Genomic DNA, 15,926 nt, shown 5'->3' with positions numbered 1-15,926 from the left:
AAGGTCACGTATGTATTTTTCTCAATCCGATGCAGTAGAACTGTTCAAAGATTGCTTAAGAAAAATCCACCCGTGTGAGTGTATTCCCTCGAAAATTAAATTCAACCGGGCTTCCAACTCCTTGATTATCAATGACGATACAGTAGATTTGAACCGTTCAAACGGCATCTATCTGATCGGCATGGGGAAGGCATCCGTGCCAATGGCAGAAGCACTCTCATCCATTTTAGATGAAAAATTGACCTCAGGTATGATTATTTCCCCTGAAAAATCCGGAATTGCGGATGATAAGATCCACATTTTACACTCCTCTCATCCAATCCCTGATCAATCCTCCGTCGATGCTGCCGAACAATTAATCCGGTTTGTCCGCTCAATTCCAAAGGGTGCAACGCTTTTTAACCTGATTTCCGGCGGAACCTCCTCCCTTTTTTGCAAACCGGCCGATGGGATTTCTGTTGATGATTATGCCATCATGGTTGAACAGCTACTAAAGTCAGGTGCCTCGATTAACGAAATCAATCTGGTTCGAAAATCTGTTTCTGCCGTTAAAGCGGGAAGGTTTTTGGAGCACTTGCATCACACAATCTTAATCGATCTGATCATCTCTGATGTGCCTGACAACAATCCTGAAAATATCGGCAGCGGCCCCACAACAGCACAATCATTTTCCTACCGTGAGGTTTTCAACATTCTGGACAGATACAACCTCAAAAAAGATCTTCCCGATAGTGTCATAAGTCATCTGCAAAGACATTCGGATGAAATTTTTAAGAGTAAAGAGATCGATCATCACCGAACCTATACACTTATATCTGCTAAGGAAGCCGCTGAGGTTGCCGCAGCCATCATTCAGAAACGAGGTTTTGAGGTGATTGTTGACGACACTCCCTGGGCGGGTCCGATTGATCGGTTTGTGCAGCATATCATCACCAAAGCCGAGAGTTTATTACCGGACACGGCTCCTGTTGCACTCATTTTTTACGGTGAGTGCACGGTGCAAGTCAGTGGCACGGGTAAAGGAGGAAGAAATCAGGAGTTGGCACTACGAATGGCAGATAAACTGAGTGACTGTGACAGAGATTTAATCTTTCTGAGCGGGGGAACCGACGGCGTGGACGGACCTACAGACGCAGCCGGTGCGGTGGTGAATCAGAACACGAAACGGGTAGCGAAGTCTATGAATGCAGACCTGAATAGCTATCTAATGAACAATGATAGCTATCATTTTTTTGAAAAAGTTGGGGGACACATCAAGACAGGACCGACGGGCAACAATGTGATGGATCTGCAGTTACTCTTTATACTTTGACCGAATAATTTTAGCCAATTTTTTCCCAATCTCTTCCTCAATTATTTGTAGTTTTACAGATTCGAAGAGATTGAAACCCGACAGATATTTTTAATGAAGCAGTTTACCCTTCAGCCCGACTCCAACACTCCCAAATCAACCAACTTTTTAAATCAACTCAATGAACAGCAGCGAAAGGCGGCGGCGCATGTGAACGGTCCTCTGTTGATCATTGCCGGAGCCGGAAGTGGAAAAACCCGGGTACTCACCTATCGAATTGCACATCTTCTTCAAAAACAGCACGCGTTGCCTCAAAATATTCTGGCGCTGACGTTTACCAACAAGGCTGCCCGGGAGATGCAGGAGCGGATTCAGGGGTTGATCGGTGAGAAGGCAACCGGTCTCTGGATGGGAACGTTTCACTCGATCTTCTCGAAAATATTGCGATTCGAAGCGGATAGAATCGGCTACAACAGTTCCTACTCCATTTATGACACAACCGATTCCGAAAACGCCATCAAGCTGATTTTAAAAGAGCTGAACTTTGACCCTCGCGAGATACGGCCGCGCACCATTCAGTACAAAATCAGTGAAGCCAAGAATCAGCTGATTACACCTGACCAATATCAACAGCGATTTGTACAGAGCACACTGGACGACATCACCGCGCGGGTTTTTACGATTTATGATGAGCGACTCAGGCAAGCAAATGCAATGGATTTTGATGATCTTCTGATCAAGCCGATTGAGCTGTTTGAGGAGCATCCCGATGTGCTGGAGAAATATCAGGACCGCTTCAAATACATCATGATTGATGAGTATCAGGATACGAACCACGCACAGTATAAAGTAACCCGAATGCTGGCGGATAAGTATCAAAATATCTGCGTAGTGGGTGATGATGCACAGAGTATCTACTCTTTCCGGGGAGCCGATATCAGCAACATCCTCAACTTTAAAAATGACTACGATGACGCAATTGAGGTACCGCTTGAGCAGAACTACAGGTCCACCAAGTTCATCCTTCAGTGCGCCGATTCCATCATCAAGCGAAACGAAAAGCAGCTCGACAAAACCCTTTGGACCGATAACGAAGATGGGGATACCGTCACCCTGCTCGAAAATTTTGACGAACGCGATGAAGCCAACCGTGTGGTTAATTACATCCACGATTTAAAACTTCGCCACGGTTACCAGAACAACAATTTTGCGATTCTCTACCGAACCAACTACCAAAGTAGAATTTTTGAGGAGGCATTGCGCCGCCGAAATATCGCCTACCAGCTTGTGGGCGGACTCTCGTTTTATCAACGGAAGGAGATCAAGGATGTACTGGCTTATTTAACCTTGCTTGTCAATCCCGAAGATGAACAGGCGCTGCTCAGAATTATCAATGAGCCCAGCCGCGGAATTGGTAACAAAACTCTGAATGAACTGCTGAAAAAGGCACGAAACAGCGGGCAGAGCGTCTGGAAAATTCTTCACCATGCAGATTCGGCCGATCTTTACAAACCGGCAAAAGCGCGTATTGCCGATTTTGTACAGATGATTGAAAACCTGAAGGAGTTACTCGAAACCGGCACTCCCATACTGGATGTAACCAAGAAAATGCTCGAAAAGAGCGGATATCTGAAAGCCCTTGTGGAAGACGGCAGTGCACAGGCACTCACTCGTCGCGATAACGTGCTGGAACTTCAGAATGCCATAGCCTACTATCAGCAAAACAATAAGAATCCGAAACTCTCCAACTTTCTGCAGGAGATCAACCTGATTACCGACTCAGATAAATATGATGAGGATAAGCCGGCCGTTACACTGATGACCGTTCACGCCTCAAAAGGACTTGAGTTTCCGGTGATTTTTATTGTAGGCCTGGAAGAAAACCTCTTCCCCATGGGGCCTCGAGAAGGTGAAGAAGCCAATATTGAAGAGGAACGACGACTGTTTTATGTGGCCATTACCCGGGCTGAAAAACATCTGTTTTTCAGTTTCAGCAAGCTGCGCTACAAATTTGGTGAAGAGCAACGACAAGCCAGATCACGCTTTCTGGACGAAGTGGATTCCGGAGTGGTTCGATCCGAAACCGGAGCAACCATCCAGCAAAAGAGTAACCATTTTGATGATTCGTCGGGATCTTCCTCCGGAAACTCCACAACTGTTGAGTATGAACACGATTGGAAATCGCCCATTCAATCCAAAAAACCATCTTCAACCTCATCAACGTATGAATATGAGTACGATGATGATCCGTTTCGGGTTGGAGCGCAGGTGATTCACCCTAAATTTGGGCCCGGGAAAATTGTCCAGAGATCCGGATCGGGTAAAGATTCCAGAGTTGTTGTATTTTTCAAGTCACGCGGACAAAAAACACTCATGCTTCGGGCCGCGAAGTTAAAAATTCTCAGTTAATCATAGGTTCTCAATTGTTATCGGTAATACGTTCCACTGCCTTTGCGGTGGTTTTTTCACTCTTTACCGCTGCTGTTTCGATGGCACAGTTTGCAATCAACGCCGAAAATATGGCGTTGGGCGGTGGAGGTACTGCTTATTTAACAGGCTTTGAAACCCTGTTTGTAAATCCTGCCAACCTTCACATTCAGGAAGAGACCTACTACCTTCAAATTTCTGCATTTCAGGGCAGCGTTTACAGTGAGTATTTGCTACCCGAAACGGATTTTTCAGTCAGAGCAGATCAGATTTACTCCACCTTTTTGCCCTACAAATCCGTCGATGACTCTCACTTTTTAAATGAAGCTGACCGAAATACCATTCTCAGAAGAAATTTTCCCGGTAACCGGAGAGTCGCTGCATTTCAGTCGATGACGGATGCCTACTGGTTTGGTTTAAAATGGAAAGGAGAAAACAGATCGTATGCTGCAGCGCTCCGTTCCAGAGTACTCAGCAAGTATGAGCTTGGGCGCGGCTATTTTTCGGAGGAACCGGTTGACCCCGGTGACCGCCAAATTGTGGATCGATCGTTTCGGCATCAGTTTCAGTCGCTGCACGAAATTTCATTCGGTTATGCCGAATCATTCGATTTCCTGAACGGCCTCTCCCCTCAACTTTCGGAGTTCATCATCGGAATTGCCCCAAAAATTGTGATTGCGGGCTCCTCCTTAGACTCGAAATACGAGAACACCTATGATTTAAATGATGAAATCGGTCAGTGGGAACGCAATTATCAGTACAGCCGGCAGTCGACGGGAACTTTTACCGGAAATACACCCAGCTTATTCCAGAGTGAACCGGTGCACTTTGTTGATGCGTCATTTTCGGATTTAATGAAACCGGCCGGTCTTGGCTTTGGCCTGGATGCCGGAATTACCTATTTGATAACGTTTGGCGGAGACCTATCCACCGTTCAGAGAGACACTGCACCAACAGAGCAATCGTTGCGTTTAAGCCTCTCCATCACAGATCTCGGCGCCATCTATCAGTTCGATCAGCCTGAAGAGATTACGACCGAAGAACAGCAGGAACTGCCGGATAACCTACCTCCTCTTACTGATCGCAGTTTTTCAGGGGCTCCCTTCGAACATTTGTTTTTTCTGGACGATCAGGAAGATTCTCCGTTCACTATGGCATCGGATTATTCAAGCGACTCATTCTACACAATGCTGCCCACATCTATTCAGGCGGGTGCTCTGTTTCAAATCAACCGAATTAAACTGATGGGTGACGTAAAATTTCCAATTGTAAATCATGAGTTTGCCTCAAAAGCTCCGGTTGTTAACCTTGGCACAGAATTAAAGCCATTGCCATTTTTACCCATTCGATTAGGTACAAGGATTGCTCCGCACCTTCCCGGATTTTATAGCCTGGGGATTGGATTTGAGCATCGATTCTTTGAAATCCACACAGCTTTAACCGTAAAAAGCAGCACCATTGGACCAACCAATGAAGTGGTAGGAGCTTCGCTTGCCGGCATTAAAATCAACTTGCCGTAAATTCAAATCGAATCAACTGAACCTTCTGTTTACTTTTATAAACTGACCAACTGTCAGTAATTGAGATACTCCACTCAAATTGGCAGAACAGAATTGGAAGAACTGACGTTATGGTAGCATCACAATATTTGGCTTTGATTTTGCCCGACTCAAAGAAAAACAGCAAAAATTTTATTTAACCCAACTTACTACAATGTTTGATCAACGGTTTAAAATACAGACGGCATTTGATGATCAGGGTGAGAACTTTGATGATTTTGAACAGGCCATCCCACTGATGAGCGAGGAGGAGGAGAAGAAACTGACGGAATCTGAAGTACCTGACAATCTTCCCATCCTGCCATTAAAAAACACAGTTCTATTTCCGGGCGTGGTTGTACCGATTACCGTGGGGCGCGACCGGTCATTGGCCTTGGTGAAAGAGGCTTACGAGAGTGACAAAACCATCGGTGTGGTCACTCAAAAGGATGAATCGGTTGAAGACCCCGAACCGTCCGACATGTACAAGTATGGGACGGTAGCACAGATTTTGAAGCTGATTAAAATGCCGGACGGCAGCAAAAGTGTTGTCATTCAGGGCAGAAGCGTAATCGAAATTGAGGAATTCACGCAAAAAGATCCGTTTTTCCGGGCAGATGTAAAATCGGTCCATCAGGAAATGGATATCAGCGGTGTGGAACTGGACGCATCCATGCGGTCGATCAAGGAGACGGCCAGCAAAATTGTAAACCTCTCCCCGAATATTCCATCTGAGGCATCCATTGCCATTAATAACATTTCGAGTCCGGCATTTCTGCTGAACTTTATCTCTTCAAACCTTCAGGTTTCCATAGCGGATAAACAAGGAATTCTGGAGATTAAAAAATTCTCTGAGCGGCTTGAAAAAGTGATGGAGTATCTGAACAAAGAGCTTCAGGTTTTGAATCTGAGTGAGGAGATTCGCTCAAAAGTTAAGACAGATATCGACGATCAGCAGCGCGATTTTTATCTCCGCCAGCAGATGAAAGCGATCCAGGAGGCGTTAGGCGAAGATAGTGAACAGCAGGATATCGAAAAGCTGAAAAAACGCTTGGCAAATAAAAAAGGGTTAAGTGACGACGCCAAAGAGACCGTTGAAAAAGAGCTTCAGCGGCTGGAAATGACCCCCAACTCCTCGCCAAACTATGGCATTATTCACAGCTACATAGAGTGGATTCTGGATCTGCCGTGGGGAGAGTTCTCAGACGATAAATTAGATCTGAAGCGAGCGCGTAAAATTCTGGATGAAGATCACTACGGCCTGGAAAAAGTGAAGAAGCGTATCGTTGAATACCTGGCCGTGCTGAAGCTCAAAAAAGATATGAAGGCACCAATCCTCTGCTTTTACGGACCTCCCGGAGTGGGTAAAACCTCGCTCGGTAAATCCATTGCTCGAGCATTGAACCGTGAGTTTGAGCGGTTCAGTTTGGGCGGTATTCACGACGAGGCAGAAATTCGCGGACACCGACGTACCTACATCGGTGCACTTCCCGGACGTATTCTTCGATCGATGAAAAAAGCCGGAAAAGGAAACCCTGTGATGATGCTGGATGAGATAGACAAGGTGGGCTCCGATTTCCGCGGTGACCCAACCTCTGCCCTGCTCGAAGTGCTCGATCCGGAACAGAATGATTCGTTTATGGACAACTACCTGGAGTTGGAGTATGACCTGTCGAAAGTGATGTTTATCGCGACGGCCAACTCGCTGGATACGATTCCTGCACCACTGCGAGACAGAATGGAGATCATCAACATTAGCGGGTACACGCAGGAGGAGAAGATTGAGATCGCCAAAAAATATCTGATTCCAAAACAGATTGAGGAGAACGGACTCAGTAAAAAACAGTTTAAAATATCCAACAAGGCGATTGAAAAAATCATCGACGAGTACACCCGCGAATCGGGTGTGCGTGGATTGGAGCGACAGATCGGAGCCGTTTGCCGTAATGTTGCCGCACAAATTGCCAGCGGAGACATCGAGAAAATGAGTGTTGGTGTGAACGACATTCAGGATATACTCGGCAAGCGCAAGTTCTTCTCCGATGTAGCTGAACGGACAACCGTGCCCGGTGTGGCAACCGGTTTGGCCTGGACCCCCTACGGAGGTGACATCCTCTTCATTGAGGCGAGTGTATCCAGAGGATCCGGAAAGCTTCATATCACCGGCCAGTTGGGAGATGTAATGAAAGAGTCGGCCATGCTGGCCATCAGCTATCTGCGTGCCCGGTACGAAGAGCTCAATATTCCTGAAGAGGCCTTCAAATATTGGGACCTCCACATTCACGTACCACAGGGTGCCGTTCCAAAAGACGGGCCCTCTGCCGGGGTTGCACTGCTTAGCGCCGTAGCATCCATCTTCACACAGCGCAAAGTGAAAGGAACACTGGCGATGACCGGAGAAATTACTCTCCGCGGATTGGTATTGCCGGTTGGCGGAATCAAAGAGAAAGTACTGGCAGCCAAACGCGCCGGTATTGAAAAAGTATTCTTGCCGAAAAAGAATGAGAAGGATGTTGCCGAAATTGAGGAAGATGTAATCGGGAATCTTAAGGTGGAATATCTTGAACGGATGGAACCGATCTTGGACTTGATCCTTGAGAAAGAAGCCGTTACAGATCCCAATGAGTTCTTCAAAGTTCCTGAATCGCACAAAAATCAAGTAGCGGGCAGTAACTCCAAAAACGATTCAACCAAGGAAGTAACCGTTATCGATTAACGTTTCTCCGATTCAAAATCATCAAATTGATTCAAAGCCGGACAGATTGTATCTGTTCGGCTTTTTTTATTGAAAAATTTCATCCCTATGTAGAGTTCTTTCCCTCGCAACGTTTCGCTGAATATGTTTCGGATTCATCAAATAATGAGAAACTACTTCGATAATTCTACATTAATCAACCGAAGATAATTTTAAGTTTTTTCGATTTATAGAGGGAAAGCGTGTATTTTCTGCAATCATGAAAAAAGGGCGAATCATACAATCAACCGGTAAATGGTACAAAGTCAGTTGTGATGGAGAAATCATCGACAGCCGTCTCCCGGGTAAATTCCGTCTTGACAAAAAAGAGGTGACGAATCCCGTTGCTGTTGGCGATTATGTTGATATTGAGATCGGCAATGACGGAACCGGCTCGATTCAAAAGATCCACGAACGAGAAAACTATATCCCACGTCAGGCCACGCATGGACGACGGGGAGAGCAAATTTTGGTTTCAAACGTAGACCGGGCCTGGGTTGTACAATCAGTGAAACAGCCAAAATTGAATACGGGATTTATCGACCGGTTTTTGGTTACCTGCGAGGCGTATGAAGTTCCGGGCGGAGTGATTTTCAACAAAATGGATCTGGCCAAATCGGGCGGGAGAGCACATGTACAAGAGTTGTCGGAGCTCTACCAATCCTTAGGATATGAAACAGCCATAACCTCTGCGGAAAACGGCGATATTGACGATCTGAAATCAAAAATTACCGGAAAAACATCTGTGTTCATCGGGCCGTCAGGTGTTGGAAAAACCTCTCTCCTCAATCAGATTGAGCCGGACTTACAACTTCGGGTGGGTGAGATCTCCTCCTACTCTCAAAAAGGAAAACATACCACTACTTTTGCTCAGCTCATTCCGTTGAGTGGTGGCGGTTATGTGGTTGACACGCCGGGAATCCGGGAATTTGGGCTGGTAGATATCGATAAAATGGAACTCTCCCTATACTTTCCGGAGATGATTGAACCCCGCCAACACTGCAAATTTTACAACTGTACGCACTATCACGAGCCAAAATGTGGAGTTGTAGAAGCCTTTGAAAAGGGGGAAATTGCAGCCAGCCGATATAACTCCTACCTCAACATCCTGGAATCGCTGGAACGGTAGTTAACTCACTTCGTGGAATACGGTTAATAGTTTGTAACAAATCCGTGGTTTGATACTCATTTTAAGCGATACTGAACAGGAAAATTGACCAAAATGAAACAATTGTGCATTTCTGCTTACAATTACGATCATAAGTTTGATCTTTCGCATTTATTTACAAACTTCTCTGAACGTGCAAACCAATAAATATCATTTATGAAAAACGTGCTACAGTTAAAAAAAATCACCCTTATTGTTAGTTCTCTACTGCTGATCTCATTAGCAGGTGTACAAAACGCTTCTGCGCAGTTTGATGACTCCGGCGAAATTTTAAGAGCCGGTGCTGCCGATGCAAATTTGTTACTCCAGGAGTATCTCAAACCATTTGCAAACGGATTCGGTGCCGACCTCAATTCAGGCTGGGTCAATTCGGCAAGACCCTACAGAACACTCGGCTTTGACCTTCGTGTGAGTGCAGGGGTTGCAATCGTCCCGACCGGAGACCGAAGTTTCAACGTAGATGAGATCGATTTCCAAAACCTGGAACGTGTTGGCGGACCGGCTGAAGCTCAAACCGCTTTCGGTGAAGATGTCCCCGGGCCGGAAATGGGCGTTTTTGGTACAAACCCTCTCACCGGGCTGCGTCAGGAAATTACTCGTTTCACCATGCCGGAAGGAACCGGTTATCCATATGTTCCGGCTCCCATGATTCAGGCTACCGTTGGAATTGTGAAAGATACAGACATCTCACTGCGTTACATGCCAACCGTTTCGGTTGAAGACATCAACGTAAACATGTTTGGTGTCGGTATTAAACATGGATTGAACCAATGGCTGCCGGGTGGCTCTGTTCTGCCGGTTGACCTTTCCGTTCAGCTTGGCTATACAAAACTTACGTCCGATTACGGTTTTGAAGTACTCCCGGAAGAAGGAAGCGATATTTACAACCCATACGCCGGGAACCCGGCACTTTGGGACGGACAGGCCATAGAATTAGAGGCAACAGGTTTTACAGGAAATCTGCTTGTCGGAAAGAATCTGCCAATTATTTCAGTATATGGCGGAGTTGGATTTCAAACCTCAGAGATGACCCTCATTTCTCCCGGATCATACCCGGTAACAAGTTTCAACCCGGACTATAACCCAACCAGTTCAAGCGAGGAGACTCGTGAAAAAATTATTGAGCGTATCGATGAGCCGGTCGATCTGTCATTCAGCGGTTCAAACAGCGTTCACGCAATGGCAGGTTTCCGATTGCGATTAGCCATTTTCACTATTTCAGGATCCTATACGCTGTCAAACTATCCGGTAGCAAACCTTGGTGTGGGATTGAGTTTTAGATAATGATTTATGAGGTCTCCTCTCAAAGCACAATTCGGGCAACTGAATTGTGCTTTTTTGTTATATAAAATGTATCAATAATACGTTATAGCTATATGACCTAAATTAATTGCACTCGTTATGACACATTTAAAACTCTTCTCCCTCCTATTCGGACTCACTCTTTTGGTTGGATGTGCCAGCAGTGAACCGCGGTCTGAAAGTTCTAAATTTGAATTTGAATATGAAGGCACTACCTATGAGATTGTCGGGCTGATTTCACCCGACGGAGAGTCCTTGAATGATCTTGTATTGAGAGACGGTCGTGAAATTATCTTTTGGGCGCGCGATAATAATCAGGATGGGGAGATGGACCGAGTCATGCGGGGTGACATCTCACTTGAAGAGGCCAACAGAATCTATCAAGCAGGCATACAGATAGCCGAAAGACAGGGAAAGTATCAGCAACAAAGACACCCCAGAACCTTTGAATTTGCTGACGATGAGTACATTTACATATTGGTTTCAGTAATCGGTGAGGATAATAACAGCTACAATATATTTGTTACGATTAACATTGAGACCGATTCCGAAACAGAACTCCGTGATTCAAACATGGATGGCCGGCTCAACGAAAATCAGGCGGCAAATGAAGAGTATATCCAGTGGCAATCCCTCTACGAAATGGTACTTGAACGCGGTATTGACGAAAACAGAATTGATCTGACGGAAGAAGGTCGGTATATCGTTCGGGTTAACCGGGAAATTACAAGACGGTAAACCAACTCTTCCTCCTCACCCCGTCAATATTTCCCTTCTCTAGGGAGACTTCCAGATTGAATCATTGAAATAGATTTTTAATCATTGTTGGGATTTATTTGATCAATGTGCTTCCAGCCAGTTGTCTGCGAGGCCCATCTCAACATCCAGCGGAACCTGCAGCTTATAGGCATTTTCCATCAACGATTTGATCTTTTCCGGAAGCTGCTCTTTCTCATCGTTATGAATCTCAAAGATCAATTCATCATGCACCTGGAGCAGCATCTTTGACTGCGCATTTTCCTCTTTCAGATAGTCGTGGATTTGAATCATCGCCAGTTTGATGATATCGGCGGCGGTTCCTTGTATCGGCATATTGATTGCCGTTCTCTCCGCAAACCCTCTGACGTTCCAGTTTCTGGAGTTGATATCCGGTATGTACCGCCTTCGCCCCATGAGTGTAGAGACATATCCGTGCTCTTTGGCAAACTCTACCGTTTCGTCGATGTAGGTTTTAATTCCCGGAAATCTCTCAAAATATTGATCGATCATCTCCTTCCCTTCCGAATTGCTGACTCCCAGCCTCGAGGCTAATCCATAAGCGCTCACACCGTATGGAATGCCAAAATTCACCTCTTTCGCTTTACGGCGCTGATTTGGAGTAACTTCCTCCAACGATTCCAGGTTGAAAATCTCTTTGGCCGTTCTTGCGTGAATATCCTCTCCATTCTTGAACGCCTCAATCATATTTTCATCACCGGAAATGGAGGCAATCACCCGCAGTTCAACCTGAGAGTAGTCGGCAGCCAGCAACTGAAAACCATCAGCGGGAACAAACGCTTTTCGGATTTCACGACCTCTTGCAGTACGGATCGGAATATTCTGCAAGTTGGGATTGGATGATGACAAGCGCCCTGTTGCCGCCACGGTTTGGTTAAAATCGGTATGAATACGCCCGGTCTCCGGGTTAACCAGTTTAGGCAGGGCGTCCACATAGGTCGATTTCAATTTTGAAAGACTGCGATAGTCCAGTACCAATGCCGGAACTTCATACTCATTGGCCAGACCCGATAGCACCGACTCTGACGTGGAATACTGCCCTGTTTTTGTCTTTTTACCGGCCGGAATCTCCATCTTTTCAAACAGTACTTCCCCAAGCTGCTTTGGAGAGTTGAGATTAAACTCCTCTCCTGTTTTCTCAAAGATCTCCTTCTCAATTTTTTCGATATCGTTACTCAGATCCTTGGAGAATGCCTCAAGCATATCAACATCAATTTTTATGCCTTTCTCCTCCATGTCGCCCAGCACTTCTATCAAGGGGAACTCCAGTTCATTAGCAATACTCAGCAGCTCATCTTCTTCCAGCTCTTCGATAAATTTTTCATAGAGTCGATAGGTGATGTCGGCATCTTCACACGCATAGTTTGAAATCTCTTTATAGGGGATATCAGCCATCGACTTCTGCTTCTTCCCTTTACCTATCAAACTCTCGATTGAGACCGGTTCATAATTCAGATATTTTTTCGACAGAGAGTCCATCTTCAGCCGCTGGTTGGCATCCAGCAGGTATCCGGCAACCATGGTATCGAAAATCTCACCCCGAATCGTAAACCCGGCTCTCTTCAGAACCAGGTAGTCAAACTTGTAGTTGTGTGCAATTTTCCGATTATCGGCGTTTTCAAAGAGCGGCTTCAAGAGTTCCAGCACCTCACCCTGAAGGAGGGCATCTTCAACATTTACCGGGATATACCATGCCACCTCGGGCTTGGCGCAGAGCGAAATACCCACCAACTTTGCGGAAATCGGATCCGGGCTGTCTGTTTCGGTATCAAAACAGAGGGCTTCGGCATTCTCGAGCTGCTTTACAACTGCCAAAATCTCCTCTTCGGTAACTGCCAGGTTGTATGCAACAGCATCCTCATTCAGTGATCCGTTTTCATTCTCCTCATCGTTTGAAGCAAAAAGAGTTCCCTGTCCGCCGGGCTCTTCGCCAAGATACTTTCTTGTCAGTGTTCGAAACTCCATCCGTTTAAAAAAGAGACCCAGCTCCTTCTTATCCGGCCCTTCCCAGGCGAGATCTTCCCAAGGCTGTACATCCGGCACATCAATTTTAATGCTCACCATCTCCTTGGCGTGCATCGCCTGTTCGGCATATTCGGTTAACCCTGTACGATGCCTCTTTGATTTCATGTTTGGTGCTTCTTCAATCGCTTTCTCCAGCGAACCGTACTTATTGATCAGCTTGGGTGCTCCCTTCTTACCGATCCCTTTCACTCCGGGGATATTGTCTGACGTATCCCCAATAATGGCCAGTACATCGATCACCTTTTCCGGGCCGACACCAAAATAGTCCTGAACACCGTCTCGATCGATCACGATAAATCCGCCATTCTTGTTATCCGGTTTGATCATGGTAATGTGATCGTCCACGAGCTGCATAAAATCTTTGTCGGGCGTAACCAGGTAGACATCCACATGTTCGGCCTGTGCGTTGTAAGCGATGGTTCCGATAATGTCGTCAGCTTCGTATCCGTCCTGTTCAATATTGTCGATTCCAAACTTGTCAATCATCTCTTTGATGAGTGGAATTCCCACCTTCAGCTCCTCCGGCTGTGGAGGTCGGTTTGCCTTATACTCCTCATCCATCTCGTGCCGAAACGTTGGTGCATGGGTGTCCCAGGCAACCGCGATATGAGTCGGTTCCTCCTCTTCCAGCAATTTCACCAGCGTATTGGCAAAACCCAGAATGGGTCCTGTGGCAATTCCTTCCGAATTTTTGAGCCTGCTGTTGATGAATGCAAAATGAGCCCGGTAGGCAAGGGCCATTCCATCGAGTAGATATAACTTCTTTTTCGCCATTTTTTACGCTTACTTATTTGCTATTTTTACCTGAAGATATGATTTACGATGATCAACACAGAATATAGATCCCGATCATTCCAAGGAGGTACGATTCCATGTCAAAAATAAAATCTTTACTGGTTCCAACCGACTTTTCGAGTAAGTCGGAAATTGCCGTACGCTATGCTTGTGAAATAGCATCCTACACCGATGCTCAGATTCTGTTCATGCATGTAATAGAACAGCCGTACGATTTTCCCTCCCGTGTGGAGGAGGTGCTTGAAAATAAGAAGAAAGAGAGTGCCGATAAATTAGCAGAGTTGATTGACGGGCTTCACTCTACCGATGAGTTCAGACACATCCGGATGAAAGGAACCGTGGAAGTGGGAAATCCATCCACCATGTTTGTGAATGCAGCCGAAACCGGTAAATTTGATATGATTATCGTTGGACTTGGCGGAGAGCACGATCTGAAGAAAGCACTCTACGGCAGCATCACCAACAACATTCTGCTGGAGAGTCCGATTCCGGTGTTTGCCATCTCCAAACGGATCGATTATCGTCAGCCGAAACAGCTTGTGTTTGCAACCGCACTGCGCGAGAAAGACATCAAGCCGATAAAACAGATGAAAAAGCTGTCGATTGAGCTGGGTGTGAAGCTGAGAATTGTTCACATCGTGGAGAAAAAAGAGCGCCGCGAAGAGAAGGGGAAAAAATTTCAGAAGAAGTTAAGTAAGGAGCTCAAGGATCCTGATCTGGAAATTGAATATTATGAAGACAAATCATTCTTCGAGGGAATTACGCGATTGATTGGCGGGGATCAGCACACTATCCTGGTAACCACACGCCACAGAAAACGATTCATCGAATGGCTGATCACACGAAGCAATGCACGCGTTCTGGCTCAGGTTGCCGCCGTGCCGCTGATGATGATTCCGAATGATTAGATAAACAGTATAAAAAACCGCTGCCCAATCGAACAGCGGTTTTGTTTCCTTCCTGATGTTTAAATTATGAAGATTATACGAATTTGCTCTTTATTCCCCCGGGCAGGTTCCCCAGATTGGTTTGTAAGACTCCTGCAGTGGTGAACCTGAAGCGAAATCACTTGGTTCAGAGTCTATATTTTCTACGCACCAATTTGTTAAATCCTGATTGAAGACATTGGCACCATAAAACATTCTTGTCATATCCGTTACAGCACTCACATCCCATCTGCCAACATCTTGATTAAATGAGTTTGCATTCCAAAACATACTCTCCATATTTTCAACACTACTTACGTCCCAATCACCAATGTCTTGATTGAACGAATCTGACAAGTAGAACATCCAACTCATATCTGTTACATTGCCCACTTCCCAATCGCTGATATCCTGATCAAATGACATTTCTCGAAACATACTTCTCATTTCAGTAACGTTACTAACATCCCAAGATCCAATATCCTGATTAAAACTGTTGGCTCTACTGAACATATGTGCCATGCTTGTGACACTGCTCACATCCCAATGGCGGATATCTTCATTAAAATCAGTCTCACCCCTAAACATTGCATTCATATCAACAATACCGCTTGTACAAGTTGTCGATGCATTTTCTGGGGTGATCATCTCGCTGGTTCGTTTTGTATACTCCACACCGTTCACCCAACCATAATCACCGACCCCAGCTTCTGTACACTTTACTGTGACTGCATTCTCGGCTAAATAAAACGCATTTGATGGGCAAGTTCCCCAGACTGGGTGGTAATCGTCTTGAAGATCTGATCCGGATGAAAACCTATCAGGTTCTGAGGCTATTTTCTCAACACACCAATTTCTTAGATTTTGGTTGAAGGAAGATGCACCCCAAAACATTCTTGTCATATCCTCGGCACTGCTCACATCCCAGTTTCCGATATCCTGG

Annotated in this window: 10 protein-coding genes; 8 read left to right on the top strand and 2 right to left on the bottom strand. The window is 45.6% G+C overall.

Translation table 11 applies throughout. The features are described from left to right. Window positions 1–10 precede the first annotated feature (10 nt). The 7 genes from BG260_RS08785 (at window position 11) to BG260_RS08750 (ending at window position 11,198) form a co-directional block, all read left to right on the top strand. Complete coding sequence (locus BG260_RS08785) at window positions 11–1,312, top strand: glycerate kinase type-2 family protein (RefSeq protein ID WP_069131778.1); 1,302 nt, start codon at window positions 11–13, stop codon at window positions 1,310–1,312. Between the two features lie 93 nt (window positions 1,313–1,405). Further along, entirely contained in the window at window positions 1,406–3,700 is a 2,295-nt protein-coding gene (locus tag BG260_RS08780; RefSeq protein WP_069131775.1) for an ATP-dependent helicase, read from the top strand. 14 nt (window positions 3,701–3,714) lie between these two features. Beyond that, complete coding sequence (locus BG260_RS08775) at window positions 3,715–5,238, top strand: DUF5723 family protein (RefSeq protein WP_069131774.1); 1,524 nt, start codon at window positions 3,715–3,717, stop codon at window positions 5,236–5,238. Between the two features lie 193 nt (window positions 5,239–5,431). Further along, entirely contained in the window at window positions 5,432–7,972 is a 2,541-nt protein-coding gene (gene lon, locus BG260_RS08765) for an endopeptidase La (protein WP_069131770.1), read from the top strand. Window positions 7,973–8,210: 238 nt separating this feature from the next. After that, complete coding sequence (gene rsgA / locus BG260_RS08760) at window positions 8,211–9,119, top strand: ribosome small subunit-dependent GTPase A (protein WP_069131767.1); 909 nt, start codon at window positions 8,211–8,213, stop codon at window positions 9,117–9,119. A gap of 195 nt (window positions 9,120–9,314) precedes the next feature. Continuing rightward, window positions 9,315–10,442 carry a DUF6588 family protein gene (locus tag BG260_RS08755; protein ID WP_069131766.1) on the top strand — a complete coding sequence of 376 codons (1,128 nt, stop codon included), beginning with the start codon at window positions 9,315–9,317 and terminating at the stop codon, window positions 10,440–10,442. Window positions 10,443–10,559: 117 nt separating this feature from the next. Beyond that, a complete protein-coding gene (locus tag BG260_RS08750) occupies window positions 10,560–11,198 on the top strand; it encodes a hypothetical protein (RefSeq protein WP_141691560.1) in 639 nt (212 codons plus the stop codon). 102 nt (window positions 11,199–11,300) lie between these two features. On the opposite strand, the gene polA is transcribed toward BG260_RS08750, so the two are convergent. Then, on the bottom strand, window positions 11,301–14,036 hold the full coding sequence (gene polA, locus BG260_RS08745; protein ID WP_069131761.1) for a DNA polymerase I: 2,736 nt from the start codon (window positions 14,034–14,036) through the stop codon (window positions 11,301–11,303). 98 nt (window positions 14,037–14,134) lie between these two features. Here polA and BG260_RS08740 point away from each other — a divergent pair, with 98 nt between their 5' ends. Further along, window positions 14,135–14,965 carry a universal stress protein gene (locus BG260_RS08740; protein ID WP_069131759.1) on the top strand — a complete coding sequence of 277 codons (831 nt, stop codon included), beginning with the start codon at window positions 14,135–14,137 and terminating at the stop codon, window positions 14,963–14,965. Window positions 14,966–15,055: 90 nt separating this feature from the next. On the opposite strand, the gene BG260_RS08735 is transcribed toward BG260_RS08740, so the two are convergent. After that, the coding region (locus BG260_RS08735) for a BspA family leucine-rich repeat surface protein (protein ID WP_141691559.1) at window positions 15,056–15,926 on the bottom strand (871 nt) is incomplete at its 5' end.

It is taken from the genome of Rhodohalobacter halophilus (genome assembly GCF_001715195.1).
Taxonomy (GTDB): domain Bacteria; phylum Bacteroidota; class Rhodothermia; order Balneolales; family Balneolaceae; genus Rhodohalobacter; species Rhodohalobacter halophilus.
This window is presented reverse-complemented; position numbering and strand designations above follow the sequence as displayed.